Source organism: Streptomyces sp. PH10-H1 (genome assembly GCF_030063355.1).
Lineage (GTDB): Bacteria > Actinomycetota > Actinomycetes > Streptomycetales > Streptomycetaceae > Actinacidiphila.
The window spans coordinates 1-18,479 of the sequence record NZ_JASISZ010000060.1 but is presented as its reverse complement, the minus strand read 5'-3'; the positions used below and the strand labels follow the sequence as shown (position 1 = coordinate 18,479).

The 18,479-nt window shown below is 70.4% G+C and carries 13 protein-coding genes; 8 read left to right on the top strand and 5 right to left on the bottom strand.

Translation table 11 applies throughout. The features are described from left to right. Positions 1-143: 143 nt before the first annotated feature. From QMK24_RS29480 to QMK24_RS29445, 8 genes are all read left to right on the top strand, one after another. Positions 144-431, top strand: a complete 288-nt coding sequence (locus QMK24_RS29480; protein ID WP_283469862.1) for a helix-turn-helix domain-containing protein — start codon at positions 144-146, stop codon at positions 429-431. Between the two features lie 277 nt (positions 432-708). Then, on the top strand, positions 709-1,626 hold the full coding sequence (locus QMK24_RS29475) for a hypothetical protein (protein WP_283469861.1): 918 nt from the start codon (positions 709-711) through the stop codon (positions 1,624-1,626). A 14-nt stretch (positions 1,627-1,640) separates the two neighbouring features. Next, entirely contained in the window at positions 1,641-2,195 is a 555-nt protein-coding gene (gene tpg, locus QMK24_RS29470; RefSeq protein ID WP_283469860.1) for a telomere-protecting terminal protein Tpg, read from the top strand. Further along, a complete protein-coding gene (tap, locus tag QMK24_RS29465) occupies positions 2,192-3,913 on the top strand; it encodes a telomere-associated protein Tap (protein ID WP_283469859.1) in 1,722 nt (573 codons plus the stop codon). Before tpg ends, tap begins: the two co-directional genes overlap by 4 nt. A gap of 139 nt (positions 3,914-4,052) precedes the next feature. Then, entirely contained in the window at positions 4,053-4,472 is a 420-nt protein-coding gene (locus QMK24_RS29460) for a DUF6233 domain-containing protein (RefSeq protein WP_283469858.1), read from the top strand. A 123-nt stretch (positions 4,473-4,595) separates the two neighbouring features. After that, positions 4,596-6,434 (top strand): DUF6884 domain-containing protein, encoded by a 1,839-nt coding sequence (locus QMK24_RS29455; RefSeq protein ID WP_283469857.1) that lies wholly within the window; start codon positions 4,596-4,598, stop codon positions 6,432-6,434. Between the two features lie 634 nt (positions 6,435-7,068). Beyond that, positions 7,069-7,728 carry a ParA family protein gene (locus QMK24_RS29450; protein WP_283469856.1) on the top strand — a complete coding sequence of 220 codons (660 nt, stop codon included), beginning with the start codon at positions 7,069-7,071 and terminating at the stop codon, positions 7,726-7,728. Then, the gene (locus QMK24_RS29445) at positions 7,728-8,825 is read left to right on the top strand and encodes a ParB/RepB/Spo0J family partition protein (protein WP_283469854.1); all 1,098 of its coding nucleotides are present in this window, start codon (positions 7,728-7,730) and stop codon (positions 8,823-8,825) included. The genes QMK24_RS29450 and QMK24_RS29445 overlap by 1 nt, the downstream gene beginning before the upstream one ends. Positions 8,826-8,975: 150 nt before the next feature. On the opposite strand, the gene QMK24_RS29440 is transcribed toward QMK24_RS29445, so the two are convergent. The 5 genes from QMK24_RS29440 to QMK24_RS29420 form a co-directional block, all read right to left on the bottom strand. Further along, positions 8,976-9,533 carry a hypothetical protein gene (locus tag QMK24_RS29440; RefSeq protein WP_283469853.1) on the bottom strand — a complete coding sequence of 186 codons (558 nt, stop codon included), beginning with the start codon at positions 9,531-9,533 and terminating at the stop codon, positions 8,976-8,978. Positions 9,534-10,010: 477 nt separating this feature from the next. Next, on the bottom strand, positions 10,011-10,193 hold the full coding sequence (locus tag QMK24_RS29435; protein ID WP_283469852.1) for a hypothetical protein: 183 nt from the start codon (positions 10,191-10,193) through the stop codon (positions 10,011-10,013). Then, positions 10,187-11,092: a hypothetical protein gene (locus QMK24_RS29430; RefSeq protein ID WP_283469851.1), complete on the bottom strand. Its 906-nt coding sequence runs from the start codon at positions 11,090-11,092 to the stop codon at positions 10,187-10,189. The genes QMK24_RS29435 and QMK24_RS29430 overlap by 7 nt, the downstream gene beginning before the upstream one ends. Positions 11,093-11,311: 219 nt before the next feature. Further along, positions 11,312-12,406, bottom strand: coding sequence for a TniQ family protein (locus QMK24_RS29425; protein WP_283469850.1), 1,095 nt, complete (start codon positions 12,404-12,406; stop codon positions 11,312-11,314). A 75-nt stretch (positions 12,407-12,481) separates the two neighbouring features. Continuing rightward, positions 12,482-17,596 carry a DUF3560 domain-containing protein gene (locus tag QMK24_RS29420; protein ID WP_283469849.1) on the bottom strand — a complete coding sequence of 1,705 codons (5,115 nt, stop codon included), beginning with the start codon at positions 17,594-17,596 and terminating at the stop codon, positions 12,482-12,484. Between the last annotated feature and the right edge of the window lie 883 nt (positions 17,597-18,479).

The window sequence follows — 18,479 nt, the reverse complement described above, 5'->3', positions numbered from 1 at the left end:
TATCCACTACAAGCACCACTTGTAGATCGGATTCAACCATGGAAGAGTGGCGGGCGTCGGTGTGGCGTGTGTCGCCACACTTCTCTGTCTGGCACTATGACCAACGGTCATACACAGTGAGGAACCGTCATATGGCTAAGGGCATGAGTAGCGAGCAGACGTTGCGGGTGACCGTGGCCGCACTGATGCGCGCTACGGGTGAGAACCAGACGTCGCTAGCGCGTGGGCTGCGAGTCACCCAGGGCGCGATCTCCCGGAAGCAGGTCGGCCGGTCGGCATGGTCGCTCGGCGACGTTGACCGCTTGTCCGCGCACTACGGCGTCCCGGTTCCGGATCTTCTGTGTGGGCCGACCCACGCCGTTGAACAACTTCCCCACGTCCGCCGCGCCGCCATAGTCGGCGGCTCGCAGCAGGTCCTTTCCATCGTCTAGCCACAGGTCACGGCCGGTGGTCAAGCCACTACAGCCACGGCATAGCCTGTAACCCGCCAACAACCGATCTACATGCACAAAGCCCCATCGGACTCCTCGGGAGTTACCAGCTCCCGACCGATGAGGCTTCGCGCATGACCGCGCTTAGGTCTTCTGCGAGTGTACCCATGGCATCCCGATGCCCACACCCGCAGCAGGCCGGAAAGGCCATTTCGTGACACCGCATCGGGCGATCAGTCCGGATGACTGCCCCGCATGCCGCAGAGTCATTGCGGCATTGGAGGACCGCCAGCAGGCGACTCCCGAGATTTCGATCACCACCGAGGAACTCGGTCGCCTGGTCGGTCTCAAAAAAAGAGCCACCCAGAATCATCTGTCACACCTGTTCCAGCAGAGTCGTATCGACGCCGATCGGCGCACTCCCCTGCCGGGAGTCGGCGGCGCGAGCCAGCCCGCTCTTCCTGGTGCGATCGAGTGGGCGGCCCGCGTCATTGAAGCCGATCCCGTTTTCGCCCCCGATCCGACGTGCGCTAAGTGCCTGGTAGCCCTGGCCGGGTTCGGCTGGTCCGGACAGGTCGACCCTGCCGAGCTCGCCGCAGCCGCCGGGGTGTCGGTCCGGTCAGTGGAGCGGCACCGGCCTCACCTCGTCAAATGGGACTACGTCCGTTTCACCATCGCCACCGTGCCCACTCAGGGAAGCCGACGATTCGGGGGCCGCGCGCCCTCGCGGTACGAGCTGATGTCCGGCTTCTACGCCCGGCCGCTGTCCGATGAAGAGCGGGTGCACGTGCCGGCGAGAGCGGCGGCGATCGTCTGGGGTATCCGCTGGTACGAGGGCGTGTCCCCCGAGGAACGCGAGAACGCCGAGACCGCCGTCGGGTTCGTCCTGCGGGCCGGGTGGCCCGAGGCGGCGATCCTCAAGGCGTTGGACGCGACCGAGGATCGCAACGCGTTCAACCCGACCGGCTACCTGCACACCCTTTTGAGGAAGCTGCGGGGTCAGCGCTATCTCATCCCGGCGCAGATCGCGTTCACCGGCGAGGGACAACGGCGGCTGACGGAGTGTTCGGTGTGCCACAACATCACCTGGTCGACCGCGCCCGAGGGGCGCGTCCTGTGCGGCGGCGGCATCTGCCTTGAGGCCGGAACCGACCACGACACCCGCGACGTCCTGCCCCTGCACCGGTCGGCCTGAGAGGAGAGGGCACAGTGAAGATCCTGCAAGCGCTCAAAGCCAAGTTCCAGACACGCGACATTCCCAAGACGGCCCGGGGCCGGTTCAACGCGCTCATGCGCAAGGAGAAGGGGAACACCGCCCGCGTCGCCGAGCGCCTCGGCGTATCGCGTCGTCAGGTTCAGCGCCTGGCCAAGGGCGAGCGGAAGATCGAGAACAGCAAGGCCGAAACCCTGGCGCGCCTCGAAAAGGAGGTGACCCGGGACCATCAGCCACGCGTTACCGCCAAGGCGCAGAAGGAGGCGCAGCAGCGGGGCATGGTCATCGAGACGCGGGCCTCGGTGGGGTTCACCGCCGACGGTGACACGACGGACGACGCGAGGATGCGGCGCCTGACCGAGGCGGTTCCCTCGAAGTTGATTCCCGAGGTGTTCGAGGCTCTGCGCAACGGGGACGAGAAGCGGCTCCATGAGCTTGCGTCCCAAACGGTGGCGCAGTACTTCCGCCTCCCGGGCACGCACACGGCCGAGGACGAACTCGACATCGAACTCAACGATATCGACTACATCGAATGGGACTTCAGGGGATGACGACCGTGGTTGAGCAGACGTACGCCGCTGCCCTCGCTGTCCTCGACGCCGCAGAGGGCGCCCTCGTCGCGCACCTTCCGAACGTCCAACGCTCCGAGGTCCCGTCGGACGTCACCGACTTGTCGACGGCCGCCGAGTGGGCCCTCGCATCGGGCTTCGGCGCGGCCAAGTTGTCGCAGTTCGGCGAGGACACCGGACCGTTGATCGTCCTCACCGAGTCCGCGGTCGAGTTCCTCGGTCTCCCGGCGCGACTGGACGACCGCAGGCGCCTACGGGTGCCCGACGACGATCCCGCTATCAAGGCCCTGGCCGAGTCGGGTTGGACGCTCAGTCGTGCGGGTCTCGGCCCCTGGTCGTTCCTGTTTCGCGAGCGCACCGAGGTGCATGTCGCCGTGGTGCCGTGGGGTGCGTTCGACGACAACATGCGGTGGGGCGCGGTGGCGGATGTCGCCGCCGATCCCTCGGCGCTCGCGTACACCCTCGGCATGTACGCCGAGCGGGTGGTCAGCCCGACCGGCTCGACGGCCGGGTGCAGCCTCTCCCTGATGACGGCGGTACGGCCGCCCACCGTGGCACGGTTCGACCGGGGCAGCGGGCGCATGCACCGGGTGCCCGTGCCCGGTTCCCTGCACAAGGCCGTGGCCCCGGCGCCACCCGAGGCGCCACCCGAGCACCCGCTCGCCGCCGAGCGCACCCGCGAGGAGTCCCAGAGCCCGGCTCACGTGCTCGTCGAGGAGGCCCTCACCTGGCATCGCGAGGCCACCGAGGAGGAGGCCAAACTCCCTTACGTCGTCGGCCTCGACGTGAACACGGCGTTCCTCGCGGCGGCGAACAGGCTGACGGTGGGGATCGGCGAAGCGGTCTACACCGACGGCCCGAGGTTCGACAAGAAGGTGCCCGGTTCGTGGCTCGTTGACCTGTCCGGCGCCCCGCTACGCACGAAGGATCTCCGCACCAAGGAGTGGAGGCAGCTCCCTGAGACCTTCCCTTCGCCGTTCACGCCGGACGGACGTCCGCCGGCGGGCCCGGCCTGGTACGCGACGCCCACCCTGGCGTATGCCGTCGAGCTCGGTATCGAGGTTCGTCCGCTCGCGGCGTGGCTGCGCCCGGACGCCGGCGGTTACCTCGACCTGTGGCACAACCGCCTGCGCGCGGCCTACATGGACACGCTCGCTGATCTTGGCGTCACCGAAGACATGGACGAGGAGGCGTTCATCGCCTCCTTTGCGACGCTCAAGCAGCGCGATCCCGAGGCGTATGCCCTCCTGACGGCGATTAAGCAAACCGCGAAGGGCGGCATCGGGAAGATGCGGGAGAAGCCGCAAGGGAGCGTCAAGCGCGAGGGCCGTCACGCGCCGTGGGCCGCGCTCAAGCGGCCGACCTGGAGGCCCGATATCCGCGCCGCCGTGATCAGCGCCTCGCGCGTCGGCCAGCATCGGAAAATGGTCAAGGTCTGGAACGCCCTCGGCCTGGTCCCGCTCGCCGTTCTCGCGGACTGCGTGCTCTACCCCTCGGCGCATCCGACGGCCCGCGCTGTGATGGCGCGCAGGGAGGACGGTAGCCCGCTGCCGGGCGCGTTCCGCCTCGGCCCGAATCCCGGGTTCGTGAAGCAGGAGGGCGTACAGGAGATGCAGTGGTACCGGGCCCAGACTGCGAAGAAGGCGAACCCGGGGCGGTTCATCAAGGAGGGCCGCGACGCCGTCCGCGATGGCGAGTGAGCGCGCATCGTCCGAGTTAGAAGGCGGGGCCCGGGTGCATGGCACTCCGGGCCCCGCGTCGTTGTGTGCCACTGGCGCCAGGGAAGACGTTCACGCTGTGGGGCGGCCCGGCATCTATATTCGAACTATTATTCGATGCATGGGTGAAGATCCGGCACCACGGAATGACGGGCGGCCGGTGGCGGTCGTCCACCTGCCGAGCGGGGAGGCGCTGCAATGCGTGGTGGGCCGCCGGCATCGGGCCGCGAATGGATCGTGGTGGTACGAGCTGGCCACGGCAGAGCCGCAGCCGAACGCCGCAGAGAGCCCGGAATCGGAGGGGTGGCCCCCACTCGCCCGGGGCTGGCGGGCCGGTAGCCACCATTACGCGAACGGCGAGAACTGGACCCTCCACCGTGGCGGATGCTGGCTCCCCGGAGAACGGAAGCTCACCCTGGCCCAGGCGCACGCCCTCATGGCGTTGCCACTGTCGGAGGGCTGCACGGTATGTCACGCGGAGGACGGCCTACGGGCGGCGGGCGGGTACGCCATCGGCGACACTCCCCCGGCCGTCGAATAGGGCTCGCCGGACCGCGCTCAACGATCGACCCACGCCGACACCTCTCAACTTGTAATTCAACTTGTAGTTGACTTTAGAGTGTGGGAGGGTGATCGAACCGCCGCCGACGAGGAGCCGCACCGAATGCCTACCGAGTACGTCACCCGGACCGGGATCGCCATCGACCACCACGGCCGAGGAGGAGCCCGCCTCGACTTCCCCCGTGCGGCCGGGAAGGGCAAGCCCCGGGCCGCCGCCGCCCGCCGTCTCGCCGTCATCTACAACGTGACGGCCCGGTATCCCTGGCGGACGCTGCACTACAACCCGGCGAGCCGGGCCGCCCCCGCGCCGACGCCCGACGAGCTGCGCCTCGACCTGTCGGGCGATCCCGAGCGCCTCGCCCGGTACCTGTCCGCCGTCCCGCGTTACCTCGCCCGTGTCGAGGCCCTCGCCAGCAAGTCCGCCCGCCTCTATGGCCGGTGGGCCCGCAGCGTGGCCGCAGAGGACGCGCTCGAATACGTGGATGCCGGCGGACGCCGTGCCTACGCCGCGCGGTTCCGCTCCGAGGCGTTCGCGGCCGTGGCCGACTATCTCGGGATCACGGGCTTGCCGCCCCGTCCCCTCGACTCGTCCCGCCCGATGTGGGACCAGGCGCGTGCTGCGGCGTACGACGTCGTCAAGGCCGAGGGTTCGGTCAAGCTGCGCGCGATGCACGACCAGGACGAGGCCGAGGCGATCCTCGCCCACGCCGACCGCACGCCCGACCCGGCCGCCGAGGCGTTCGAGAGCGAACTCGCCCAACTGCACGACGCGCAGGCCCGGCGTCGAGCCCGCCTGACCGTCGCGCTCGACGGCCAAGAGCTCAGCGCCGACGAGAAACCGGTCGAGGAGGCCGCGGCCGAGGACGTCATCGAGGACCAGGAGGACGAGGAGCGCGCCGAGGCACCCCTCAGCCGAGTGCAGCGGCGTTGGCTGCACACCGCCGCCGCACACTCCGCCGGACACGTCCCGGGCGGCTGCAACCTGCGGACCCTCGCCGCGTTGGAGTCCGCCGGATATGTCGAGTGGGCGCCGCCGTACAACCACGGCAGCCGCCTCCCGATCGCCGACTCGCTCAAGCCGCACCCGGGCACGGTCCGAATCACCGGGGCGGGACGGCGGCGGGCAGCACGCGAGGAGCGCGAGCGCGTCGTGATCGTGCCGTGTGGTGGCCGTAAAGCAGTGCGGGCCGACGGCCCGCGCAAGGGTGAGCCGATCCCGGTCCTTCCAGCCGGCGAGATGTACGTCGGGAGCTATCACCGCGCCGCGCGGCGTGCCGCCGACGCTCTCACTCGCGGCGGCCGGTCCGGTCGGGTGTTGATCCTGTCCGCGAAGCATGGCCTTGTGGAGCTCGCGGAGTGGATCATCACGTACGAGCTGCGGGCCGGTGACCCGGGCACGGTGGACGGAGAGGCGCTCCGCAAGCAGGCGCACGAACTCGGGATCTCCGGGGCGGCGGTGACGGTGCTCGGTGGCCGGGCATACGTCGATCTCGCCCGCGAGGCGTTCCCCGACCTTGACGCGCCACTCGCCGGTACGCGGGGGATCGGCGAACAGCTCGCGCGTCTGGCCGCGATCTACGATCCCGGCCGCCGTCCGGCCGAGGCCGCCGTCGCGCAGCTCGCCGAGGACCAGGCCGACGAGCTCGCCGGGGCCGAGGCGCCGGTCGATGCCTCCGCCGCTGCGCTCCTGGCACATCCGGCCGAGCTCATCCCGGCCCCGGCGGGCGGGCGCGGCCGGCACTCTCGGCCGTACTGGCGGCCGGTGTCGCGCACCCTGTTGCATGGCTCCCTGTCGCGCCCTGTGACCTGTGCAGACTCCCCCGACGCCCCCCGCCTGCGAAGAGCAACAGGGGGCCGGACGGAGCGGCGGGGCGCCCTGTCACCCGTACCGGTGGACCGCAGCGCGGCGGGGCGACGAGCTCCCGATAATCGGGCACGGTGACGTGATGCACCGCCCCGTGATCGCCCTTGCCGCTCTCGCCGTTCTCCTGACCGGATGCGTAGCCGTCACTCCCCCGGACGCGTCTTCACCGCGCCTTTCCCACCGGCGCACAGACCCCCATCCGATGCTCACCCCGAACCCCGTCGCGCTCACCCAGGGGCCCACCCGTCAAGAACTCGCCGCTACCGGCGCCGATCCGGTTCTCATCCGGGAATCCGCGGAACCGCCGTCACCTTCCGGAACGCGAGGGCATGCCGCCACCGCTCCCCCGTCGCCCCGGAGGACGACATCCCGCCCCCGCCGGGCGCGAGTTCAGCCGCCGGCCCCGCGCCGACATGGCACCCCGACCGTGCGCCGGACCCCGCCCGCGCCCACGTTCCGCATGTCCGACGTCTGCCAGGCCGCCCGGGGGGTCACCGATCCGGCGCTCGTTTCGCTGTGCCACAGCGCGTACGACGGTCGGTGACAGCCGGTCAATTTTCCGCAGAAAATCTCGGCCGCGCAGTCGGCATGTCCTGGACTGTCCGCGATCTTCTGGAATGCTATCCGGGTCCGCTTCGCCGCTTCGGCGAGGCGGAAATCCGAAGTACCGGGCGAACCCGCCCGAGAAGCCTACGGAGAGAACGGAACGTTCGTGACGTCATCTGTACTGGTCGTGTCTACCGACCCCCAAGGGTCAGCCATCGTGTGGGCCGAGAAGGTCGGCGACAAGCTGCCGTTCGACTTCATGGCGGCGCACGACAAGGCCGACCAGCTCGTCAACTTGAAGGCCACCGGCGCGAAGATCCACGTCGTCGCCAACCAAAAGGGCGGCGTCGGCAAGACGACCACCACTGTCAACCTGGCCGCCGTGACTCACTCTGTTCTCGGCGAGAGCAAGAGCTATCAGCACGTCTTCATCGACACCCCGGGCACCCTCGCCGATGAACAGATCCTGTTGGCGGCGCTCGACATCGCCGACGATGTTCTTGTGCCGATGATCACCGAAGCACTGTGCTTCGACCCGACCGCCCGCACAATCAAGAAGGTCATCGAGCCCACCGGCTTGCCCTTCCATGTCGTGATCAACGCTTGGGACCCGCGAGACGGTCACGCCGACCTCGACGAGACCAAGGAGTACATCGACGCGAAGGGGTGGCCCCGGACCAAGAGCGTTCTTCGGCGCTACAAGGTCCACTCACGAGCAGTAGCCGAGGGAACAGTGGTGACCCAGTACAAGGAGAGCGGTACGGCGTACCGGGCCCGCGAGGACTTCTTTCGGCTCGCACTCGAACTCGGGTACGGGGGCAAGTGATGGGCAAACGCGTATCCCTCGCCTCGTTGGCCGCCGATCCGGTCGAGGACGCCCCCGGGGTCGACAACTCCCCCGCCGCCGGACAACCCCTCACCTCGGCCCGATGGGTTCCTACCGCGCGATGCCTCCCCAACCCGCGAAACCCCCGCGATGAGCTGGGCGATCTGAGCGACCTGGCGAGCATCAAGGAGCGACAGCTCCAAAGCTGCCTGGCCATCACTCCCGAGGCGTATCTCGCCCTTTGGGAGGAGGACCGCGACCGCCTCAACGCCGGTCCTGATGACGTCGTCATCATCAACGGCAACCGCCGCGTTGCTGCGGCTCATGCGTACGGGCAAGCGCGGCTCATGGTGGTCATTGACGACGGCATCGCCTCGTCGAAGGCGAGTGTTCTGCGTGCGGCCTTCGACGAGAACATGAGCCGCAAGGACTTCGACCCGATCGAAGAGGCGAAGGCGGTGATACTCGTCGTCGCCGAGTACGCCACGGCCAAGGAGGCCGCCGAGCGCGAGGGCTGGTCTCAGGCGTGGATCTCCCATCGGAAGAACCTGCTCAAGTTGCACCCCGATCTACAGCAGCAAGTACGGGCTAAGGCGCGCGGCGAAGAGGGGCTCTCGATCCACGCAGCGCGGCGCCTCGGCTCGGTCCGCGGTATTGAGACGATGACGCTCGCCGACCAGTCGCAGGCGCTCGCCGAGCTGCTCCGTTCCGATGCGGAGGCCAGCGCCATCAAGAAGGGCGCTCGGCGCGAGGTCCGGCGCGAGGCTGCCATCAAGGAGCCGCCGGCCGATGTGTCACCCACCGTGCCGCCCGGTGCCTCTCTATCGACAAGTGGAGAATTTTCCGCGGAAAATTCGGACGCCCCGCCCGTTCCCGAGCAGCGCGTTCCCCCGGCGGTCTCGGTCAAGGACGAAGTAGGGGCAACCGCGGACGCTGCTCCTGACGGCCACTGGTACATGCCGGAAGAGGGTGTCTTGCACTTCTCCGACATCTTCATTGACCAGGCCGCAGCCACCGGCACGACCCCTGATTCAACGATGTGGGAAGCCCTCAAGATCCTTCAAGCGCACTACCGGGAAGCTTCGGCCACCCAGTAGAACCGATCCGCCACGGCACGGACACGGCCCCGGAGCTCCATAGCTCCGGGGCCGTGGTGCGCCTGCATGTGCGCGTCTTTGGGGCGCGCGCGAGACCGGCCGCGCTCGACCGTCCGGCCTCCATGGCTTTCTGCGGATCGTCCTACGCGCTCATGCCTGCGTCGATCCCTCACACGGATGAATGCCGGCGGGGATGCGGCGGCCGACGTCGGCGAGGAGCTCGACGGGAAAGCCCTCGCGGCACCAGGTCACCGCGAGATCCGAGGCAAGACCACCGGACCCGTGCAGCAACGGCCCACCCTGTTCACCCATCAGCCGGGCCGCTTCCTCGGCCCGTACAGGGATGCCGAGGTACGCACGCCCCGGGCGCCGCCACGTCAGATCACGTGCGCCCCCGTCCTCTCCCGCGCACCAGGCGTGTTCCATCGGCCACGCGGTATCCCATGCCCACCCCTCGACGTAGGCAAGTTCGCCGCCCGCTGCCCACGCCCACGACACCGATTCGATGTAGCACCGGCCCGGCTCGCCGGGCGGCTCCCCTCCATCCGGCCAGGGCGCCGGGGTGAACAAGCGCCCGTGCACCAGGAGCAGAGACGACAGGCCAGAGTGCAGCCACCCGGAGCGCTCGCCCCGGGCGACGGCATCTACGCGCAGGTAATCGACGAGCCACCCCTCGGCCTCGCTCGTGGCGGTTTCGGTGTCGGTCATCGGCGGCGGCCTCCTGGCGGTCCGGACGGCACGGGTCGAGTCTCCCTGTCCTGCGGGACCCGGGTGAGGCCCCGGCTGAAACCGCCACGGTGGGCGGTCCGGCGCCCGCAGGGGAGGGGTTGCCCGCCCGAAGCCGTCACGTCCTACCGAAAGGCGTGCGTCGGGCCTTCGCGCTGCCAGAAAACCGCAGGTCACCCCCGAAACCGCCAAACGATGCACCCTCTGGGGACCGAAACCGCCAAACGATGCACCCCCTCCCAGCAGGGGGTTATGACGATTGCGCATGTTCTGTGAGCTGGGGACATACGACCTGCCCCTCGACCGGCTGCGCGCCGAGGGTCGGCGTATCGAGCTGAGTTCCGTCCGGTGCGTATTCGCCTCGCGGCCGTCCGCCGAGAGATAGCAGGAACGCCCGGCCCCGAAGGGCCGGGCGCCGATAGAGGGGCCCCGCCGCGCACTGCGGCGGAGCCCCTCTATTCACCAGTCGAGCGCAGGACCGGCGAGGCGGCCGTCATGCGTACTCGGCTCCTCGCCGTGCACCGGTGCGCCGTACGTGTCCCACCGGGGCGGCTCGTCCTCGTCCGGGCACGTGCAGATGCCGCCCTCGTACATGAGGAGCTCGCACTCCTCGTCGTGGTCGAGGGAACCGCGCCTCAGCATGCGGAGGGCGGCGCGTTGTCGAAGTCGAAGGCCGGGGACCAGTTGGCGGCCGTGGCCCGCAGCCTGGCGGCCGGCACTTCCGAGGGCGGGTCGAGCTCGTCCTCGCCGGGTTGTTCGTCGTGCTCCTCGGGCGGGTCGACGTCGTCGCCGTCGGGGCCGTCGTCGAGGTAATCGGGTTCGTGCTCCTGGTCCTCCTCGGTGAACGGCTCCTCGTCCTCCTGGTCCTCGTCGCCGTAGTAGTCATCTCCGGGGGCGGGGTAGTCGTCGGGGTCGAACTCGCCCTCGTCCTCTGCCTCATCGAACACGGGGAAGGCGGGGTGTCGTGCCCCGTCGTAGATGAGCGTGGTGAAGCCCTCGGCACCGTTCGGGTTCGGGCGGTGCTCGCCCCATGGGATGTCGGGGAGCTCGGCCGCCGCTTCGGAAGCCTCGCCGCACTCGCCGCACTGGTAAACGTCCCACCACGACGTGATGCCCCAGAGCGACCCGGGGAAGCGGTCGGCGTGAATGAGGCGTCCCTCGCACTGAACGTCGGCGCCTGACTCGGTGCTGTACTCCTCGGTGCAGCGCTTGCCGTGGTGGCACTGGACCCCGGAGCACCGGCACGGCCGGGCCGGGTCTAGTTCGGTCCGCCATACGGCTTCGGCGTGCGCTCGCCGCCCGGGGGCGGCGTTGGCGGGAAGTGCCCGGATGCCCAGCTCCTCGGCGGTGATGCCGAGTTCGACCTCGGCGGCGGTGGGTTCGAGTACGTACACCACTACGGCCGGGGCGGGTGCCGGCGTCTCCTCGGTGGCGGTTTCGGCGAGCTCGGCCCGCGCCCGGTTCAGCGCGTCGTGATACCCGATGCTCTCGGTGTCTTGGATCTCTCGCGCCCGCTTCTTTGCGGCGTCACGCTTCGGCATGGCGATGCCCTCCCAATGCCGGGCCTCGGTCCCCACGCCACCCGCCCGGTACGGAACGGATCGTCAGTTCACTGCCTGCGGACCGGTTTCCCGAGGGACCTTCTACCGTCGGTGCCCTGGCACGGCGTGGGCGCGCGGACGGCGGTATGGGCGGCGGTCCCGCCCTACCGAAGACCGTAGCGGAGGGCACCGACAGTGCGGGTACCGAACGGGGCGGCCCTACTTCCGGGGCAGGCCGGTGCACCCGGAGTAGGGCAACCATCGGCAGCTCGGCGCGCGCCCGTTGCAGCGCGGGCATACGTCCGTGGTCGAGGTGAGCGGAAGGCCGTAGACCCACATCAAACAAGTGGGCGCCCGCAGCGGTCCGTGTTCCTCGGGCCGCGGCCGGTGATGCAGCGCGGGGAGGCGATTCCAGCGTCGCTCAGCGACGCTGCGCCCCGCAGGTTTCCCGGCCGGCACGGGCCGGTGCTGCTCTAGCCAGTAGGTCAGTGGGGCCCGCTCCCTGGGGGTGAGCGTCCCGGCGGGGGAGAGCTTCGCGGCGGAGTCGAGCCACCGCTCGGCCGAGGCACCCGGGCGGGCGCGCCGCTCTTCCCACGTCCACATGAGCTCGGCCAGGGCGACAGCTTCGGGATAGACGCTGACGGGTGCCGCTCGGCGGCGGTGCCGTGCCATGCCGAGGGCGTCCTCGCGTACCCGCCACGCCTCGGCGACGAGTCCGGACCACCACCACCAGAGCATGACCTGATGAGCGTCCGTCACCAACGCATCGGCAGCCGGGCCCACGCGGTGCACCAGTGCGCGGTGTCGGGCCAGGGCCCGCCCGAGGTCCGGCACGGGGCCGGTGTCGATCGTGTATCCGCCGTCGTCTCCGGCCATCCATCGACGGCCGCAGCCGCAGGGGCGCCACCGGTGGCCCTCGGCGGCGAGCCACGCCCCGGGCTCCATGCAGAGCGGGCAGGCGGGCAGGGGAGGGGCGCCGAGGTCTCGCGGCCAGACCTCGACGCGCGGTGCGTCAACGAGGCCGGCGGGGCGTACCCCGGGGATCGCACGTGCGAGTTGCTCGGGCTCGCGGACCACCAGGGCGGCGAGGTGCGCGAGGCTCTCGGCCGAGAGGCGGACCTCGTCGCGCTGCGGTGTGAGGCCGTCCTCGGGGATGTCGGGAGCGGCTTCGGTGAGCGTCCCGAGGAGGGCCTCGACCGGTAGGCCGTTGGCGGTCGAGGTGCGGATCAGGAACGAGGCGAGGGTCTCGTCCTGAATCAGCGGGACGCGGATCGGGAGGTCATCCGCGGTGAGTGCTGCGGGGCCGGTGGTCATATCGGCACCGTGCCACACACCACCGTCAGGGCGCGTCGGTTCGGGCGACGTCGGCGCGGGGGCGAGGTCCGGGCATCACGTTGAATTGACGCGCTCCTGACAAGTTTTGCAGGAAGCGCCACCGCCCGACCCGAGGCCGGGGGAGGGGGGCGGACCGCGCCCCCTGGCCGTCGATAGCCTCCGCCCCGCCTCGCCCTTTTGCTGTTGCGTGGCCTGTTGCGTGGCCTGTCGCATGGCGCCCTGTCGCGCGCTGTGACCTGCGCGAAGACCCTCCGAGCCCCCCGTCAGCGCCCGGCGCAACAGGTGGCGGAGGACAGGCGTCCCCGCCGGCGCCGAGGCCGCCAGGGCGGGCACCGGCCCCGCCGCCGAGGCGGCGGCCAGGACCCCCGCGAGCGGGACCGCGGATCGCACCCGGGGCAGGGTGCACGGCACGTCCGGGCGAGCGGTCCGACCGTACAGCGCATCCGCGTACGCCCGCGCCCGACGCTCCCACCCGATGATGTCGAGCACCCGGCCGATGATCGCGGCGGCCACCATCGGGCACACCGCGTCGGCCGCCTGCTGCGCCCGGTTGCGGATACCGGCGCCGCGTCCCACATGACGCCACGGGTAGTCACCCGGGAACCCGACGAGTCGCCCGATGGTGGCTTGCGCGATCTTCTCGCCGCTCTCGCCGTCCTTCCATCCGTACGCCGTGGCCGTGATGCACCCCGCCGGTTTGTCAGCGCTGAACTCATTCCCGCCCTTCGGCCGTCCGGTCCGGGGGTCGAGCCCACGCACCCCGCGCGTGTTGACCATCCGGCCGCGCTCCCATCCGGCGCACTCCGCGAACGTGGCCACGGGGAACGGCGCGGCGGGGCGGGCGCTGACGAACGGGGTGCCGGTGCGGTGCGCGGTGAGGAATCGGCGCCGTCGGTGGGAGGCCGCGCCGTAGTCAACGGCGTCGAGGGTCTCGGCCTCGACCGTGCCCCAACCCGCCTGCACGAACTCGTCCATCAGCGCGCGCTCGATCTCCGAGGGCAGCGCGCTCGACTGCTCGACCGCCACCCACTCGACCGACCCGCCCCGGGCGAGCATCGCCAGGGGCCAGACGACAACCTCGGCCATGAGACCGGCGCGCTCGTCCGCGAGCTCGGCCAGGGGCGCGCGGACGTCCTCCCACGTCTCTCCAGAACGGGGAGCGGTGCCCGCGTCCTGGCCCTCGGCGTCCACCAGGGCGAGGAACCCGGCCGCCGCACCAACGCCCCGGATCACCCCGGCGATGAGCTCGATAGCGGATGCGTACCGGCCCATGCGGAGACCGGCCGGGCTGAATGCCTGACAGGGAGGCGAGAGGACGATGCCGGTCACCCACTGGAGCGCCGGGCACTCCGGGTCGAGATCCGTCACGCTCGCGCGGATCATCTCGAACCCGGCGGCCTCGGCCGTGGCCACCGCGCCGGGGTCGAGGTCCACGCCGACCATGTCCACGTCTGCGCCCAGCACGTCACGGATACCGACCGACCAACCACCGGGGCCGTGGAAGAGCTGAACGACGCGCGGCGGGGCATCCTCCTCCGGGGGCCAGAGCCACCGGACCGGCCACGGGCCCCCGTACCACTGGAGGAGCGCGAGCGTATCGGCGTCGAGAGCGGCGAGACGCTCTGGAGTCATCGGGCCCGCCTCGTCGAGCCGACCGAGGGTGACCGCCGCGCGCTCCCCCCGCGCCTCACGGGCGTACTCGGCCGCCCCCTCCTCGTCGCCCTCCTCAAGGCCCCATGCGCACATGGCGACCCGCTCAACGGCCGTGAACGCCCACTCTTCCGCCTCCTCGTCGTGGGGGCGCTCCTCGGCGTATGCAATGAGGAGGTCGGCCGCCGCCTGGCACTCGACGAGCGCCAGGTGACCGGCCGCCCCGTCCAGAGGGGTGACGTCCTCGGCCTCTTCGGCGAGACCAGCCGCCGGCGGGACTGCCGCCGGGGTTTGGACGTCGGGCACGGCGCCGCCGTCGGCGTCCCACGTGCCGACCGCGCCGGGGTCGTTGATCACGTCAGGCGCCCATTTGATTGACGCGTACGCGTCAAGTTTCTGGGAAATCCCCCCTTCCCCACCGGAGACGTCTCGCTCGACTGACGTGACCTCGTCGACTCCTCCGGGCTGCGCCGGCTCATTCACCGACGGCGCGTCATCCTGCCCCGGGTCCGCGACGGTCCGGCCGCCCCGGGTCCGTGACAGCACCTGGTCATACCGGGCCTTGATGTCGTCGATCGTGTGCATGTTCCGGAGCGTGAGTGTCTTGCCGTTGGCGCGGACCACCACGTACGAGGCGGTATAGATCTTGCGGACCTCAACGACGTCCCCTCGCTGGAAGTCGGCGCGCTCCCACGGGCGAGACCGCCCGTGCACGATCTCGGCGAGCTCGACCGCCTGCCGCGCCTTTCGCGCGGCGCTCTCCGCGCGGTTCGCCTCCTCCGTCGCCTCGATGGCCCGACGCGTCGCAGCGTCGCCGCGCGCACGATCCCGCAGCGCTCCCCGCTCGGAGTGGTGACCCCTCAGGATCGGTTGACCACCCGCAAACCGGCCGTAGTGCGCCGAGGCGCCATCATGGAGAGCTTCGGCCCGGCGCCGCGCCTCGGCTGCCCGACCCGCCGCCTCCTCGGCGCGGCGCCGAGCCTGGCGGACTGCCCGCGCCTCGCTTGACGCGCACGCGTCAAGTCTTCCGGAATTCCCCCCTTCCCCAGCGGGAGCGGACGCCTCCGCTGACCTGTCCTCGGCGCACTCCACGGGGAGCGCCGCCGGGCGGGGAACCTCGATACCCGGCACCGCGCCGCCGTCGCCCTCCCACGCCTCGACGGCGCCCGGGTCGGACACTCCCGCAGGCGCCGGCGCGCTGGCACCCGTCGGCGCACCGCCCGTCACGATCTCCCCCGCCTCCGCGTCCTGGCCGACCGTGGCGAGCACCCGCGACAACTCCGCCGCCCCCTCCATCCGCCGTCCGCCCACGTACCCCCCGGACCGGCGCGCGTCGTACATCCCGTCCGTCCACACCGCCACGACTTCACCGGCCACCGGTCCGACCGTCCGTGCCAGCACACCGGCCACGCGCACGGTGACTTCCCCCGAAGCGTGCCGCTCCATGGCAACCGCCCACCCGTTCGCCGCGGCCGTCTCAGCCACGCACACAGCCGCACGCGGCAGCCACACCCCGGGCGCCGTCTCTACCTCGGCGCACACCCCATCGGCGTCCAACACGGCGAGCGCCGCGCCGTCCAACGGCTTACCTTCCGCCGGAATGCGGGGAGCTTTCCAGGGCTGCACCAGCGCACGCGACGCGCGGACAACGGCTTGCTTGAACTCCGTTCCGGGGCCGCGCCCGTGCTTTGCCTTGCTGGGGACATCCGTCGACTTCAACGGCCGTCCGGCATCCTTCGCAGCAACCGCACCCGCCACGACGTCAGCAAACCGCGCGTCCGCCTCCGCTACGGTGCCCGCACCGCTGGACAGTGCAAGCGTGAAGACCGTGCGGCCATCCGCCGACACCCAACGGGACCGGCCGCCACCCTCAACGTGCGATCCCGTGGCTACCGGCGCAGTGCCGGGGGCGACATCGACCGGCGCCTCGGCACGCTCCGCCGCCTCCGCCCCGAAGCGCTCCGCGTACTCCACCCATGCGAAACGCTCGGCCACGCGCCGCGCGTCAGCCTCGCACGCATCGGCCAATACCCGGGCACGGTTGGCACAGTCGCGGGAGCGCTGCGGGTCCGTCACTCGCGATCCGTCGAGCCGCTCCCACCGTGCCGAAAAATCCACGTCGTGCGCCGCACGCGACCGGCGGTCGAGGACCCGCAGCAACGCGCGCGCCTCCTCCGCCGCCGCCCTCGGCAACAGGTCGACCGGCCGCGCCGCCCACGCACTGAGCGTGTACGTCATCAGGTCATGCGTGATCGTGTACGCCTCCGCCGCCCGTCCGGAGTGCTCCTCCGCCGCCCCCGCCGCCTCCGCGCACTCCGCCGCGCGCTGCGCCGCTTCACACTCGGCCGGACGCTGCGCCGCCGTCCGAACGTCCGCCGCCGCCATACGGGCGCGACGCTCCGCAGCCTCCGTGGCAGTCTCTACCGCCGCCGTAACCGCCTCCGCCACGACATCAGACACACCCCAGTGAGCGCGCGCCAACGCCACCTGACGACGATCCGCCGACGCCCCCAGGGCGAACAGTGCGTCAGTCTCGGCGTCCGCCTCCGTTTCCGCAGCGTCCGCCCACGCCTCCGCCTGCTCCGCCGCCGCCTCCGCAGCGTCCGCCGCCGCCTCCGCGTGCCGGACCGCAGCGGCCATGTCGCGCGAGTGATCGCAAATGATGCCGCACGCCGTCTCGGCGTCGAACCGACCGGCGGGGGTGGAGCGCTCAAAGGTCGAGTATTCGATCATGACCTCTGCATGCGCGTGATCTGCGCTCTCACGCGCTGCATTGGCGCCGGTGCACGTCTCCCCCTCCTCTGTCTCCCACTCGTCCGCAGACGCCGCGCGGGCAGCCTCCGCGTACTCCGCCGCCTCCGCCGCCGCCTCCGCAGCGGGCAGACTCTCCGCGTCGAACCGTGCGGCCAGAAACGCGCCGAACGCTGCGCGGTACTCCGCCGTTCCGGGGGCGTGCGACCACATCAGGGCATCCGCCTCCGCCACCCGCACGTGTGCGCGCTCGCTCTCCGCCGCCTCCGCCACGCTCGCGCGCGCCTGTGCAGCCTCCGCACGCTCCCAAGCTGTACCGGCGCGCTCAACCGCAGCAGCAACCCGCTTGTGACCCTTCGTTACACGGTCATGGGCACGGGTGGCCTTGACCCGGAATGCCTCCGCCGCCTCCGCCGCCTCCGCCTCCGCGCTCTCCTCGGCGTCCGCGACCGGGTCCGGGACAACGTCGACCGCGGGTGCCCCCATGGCGTTCAGTCGGGGTGTCCCCGTGGCGTCCGACTGGTAGAAGGCGACCGTTTCGCGGTAACCGTGCGCGTTCCCAGCCCACTTGCCACCGGCCCAGGTGTACCGACCCGTACGCGGGTCGGACGGACTGCCAATGACCAACGTCCACGCGCCGCCGTCCCGCTCCACCATGGCACCCCAGCCACGGGCAGTAGCGGTAGCGGCCAGCGCTCCCAAGTTCCGGGGCGCACCGAGCGCGAGCGCCTCAGTAACGGGCATCGGGAGTGCGTTCGTGCTGGTCAAGGTGGGTTTCCTTCCGTCCGGTCCGCCGGGGCTGTCCCGGCGGGTTTCGGTGCGGTTCCCACCCTAGGCTAGTTGTAGTTGAACTACAAGTTCATCTGTGAGTCGTGTTGCGTCTTGGATCACCGTGCACCGACACCGCCACGGGCGCGGCTAGCCGGCCCGGTACGCCCAACCCCCGCACGCCTAAAACGCTTCGCCCGTCCCCCACTCCCCCCTGCCCCACGGGGCCACCACGGGGCCCGTGTGCCGCGCTCCCGCCCATTCGTTACCCCGCCGGACAAAGGAGGGAGCTGGGGGCGGGCGAAGCTGCCACGGGGCGCACAGCGGCTTTCCGCCTCGGACCCGATCCGTGGATAAGGGGTGCACCGTTTGGCGGTTTCGGATCTGACCAGTGGAGACGCTCCCTACGGGCCGAAACCGCCACGGGGTGCACCGTGGCCGGTAAGGGCTGAAACTTTGGTGACGTCCCTTACTCGAACACTAAGGTGGAAATCATTGCCAATAGGCACGGGTCGAGACGGGGCGTTTTCGCTGGTCAGGACCGAAACCGCCAAACGGTGCACCTCCCCCCGTCTGTTCGATTTCTAGAGTGTGGAAAAAGGGTGCACGTATTGGCGGTTACGGTGATCACTCCCGGAAGGGGTTCGAGGGCAGGAATGATCGAAAACGGTGTCTGACCTGCGAAAACACGTTATCCACAGGGGTGCACCGTTTGGCGGTTTGCAACCAAGATCCATCCCTCAACTCGCAGGAAGAAACCAGTGATCCGCGAAGCGGATCACCAGGCCCGCGAAGCGGGCCCATAGCAGACAGCGTGAAACGCTGTCAAGGGATCGGCGAAGCCGATCACCGGTTGTACCACGCGCAGCGTGGTACATACCCG

Bases quoted from the DNA above. Each gene is read 5' to 3' on its own strand.
- QMK24_RS29480 (WP_283469862.1), top strand. From the start codon at position 144: ATGAGTAGCGAGCAGACGTTGCGGGTGACCGTGGCCGCACTGATGCGC.
- tap (WP_283469859.1), top strand. From the start codon at position 2,192: ATGACGACCGTGGTTGAGCAGACGTACGCCGCTGCCCTCGCTGTCCTC.
- QMK24_RS29460 (WP_283469858.1), top strand. From the start codon at position 4,053: ATGGGTGAAGATCCGGCACCACGGAATGACGGGCGGCCGGTGGCGGTC.
- QMK24_RS29455 (WP_283469857.1), top strand. From the start codon at position 4,596: ATGCCTACCGAGTACGTCACCCGGACCGGGATCGCCATCGACCACCAC.
- QMK24_RS29445 (WP_283469854.1), top strand. From the start codon at position 7,728: ATGGGCAAACGCGTATCCCTCGCCTCGTTGGCCGCCGATCCGGTCGAG.
- QMK24_RS29440 (WP_283469853.1), bottom strand. From the start codon at position 9,533: ATGACCGACACCGAAACCGCCACGAGCGAGGCCGAGGGGTGGCTCGTC.
- QMK24_RS29435 (WP_283469852.1), bottom strand. From the start codon at position 10,193: ATGCTGAGGCGCGGTTCCCTCGACCACGACGAGGAGTGCGAGCTCCTC.
- QMK24_RS29430 (WP_283469851.1), bottom strand. From the start codon at position 11,092: ATGCCGAAGCGTGACGCCGCAAAGAAGCGGGCGCGAGAGATCCAAGAC.
- QMK24_RS29425 (WP_283469850.1), bottom strand. From the start codon at position 12,406: ATGACCACCGGCCCCGCAGCACTCACCGCGGATGACCTCCCGATCCGC.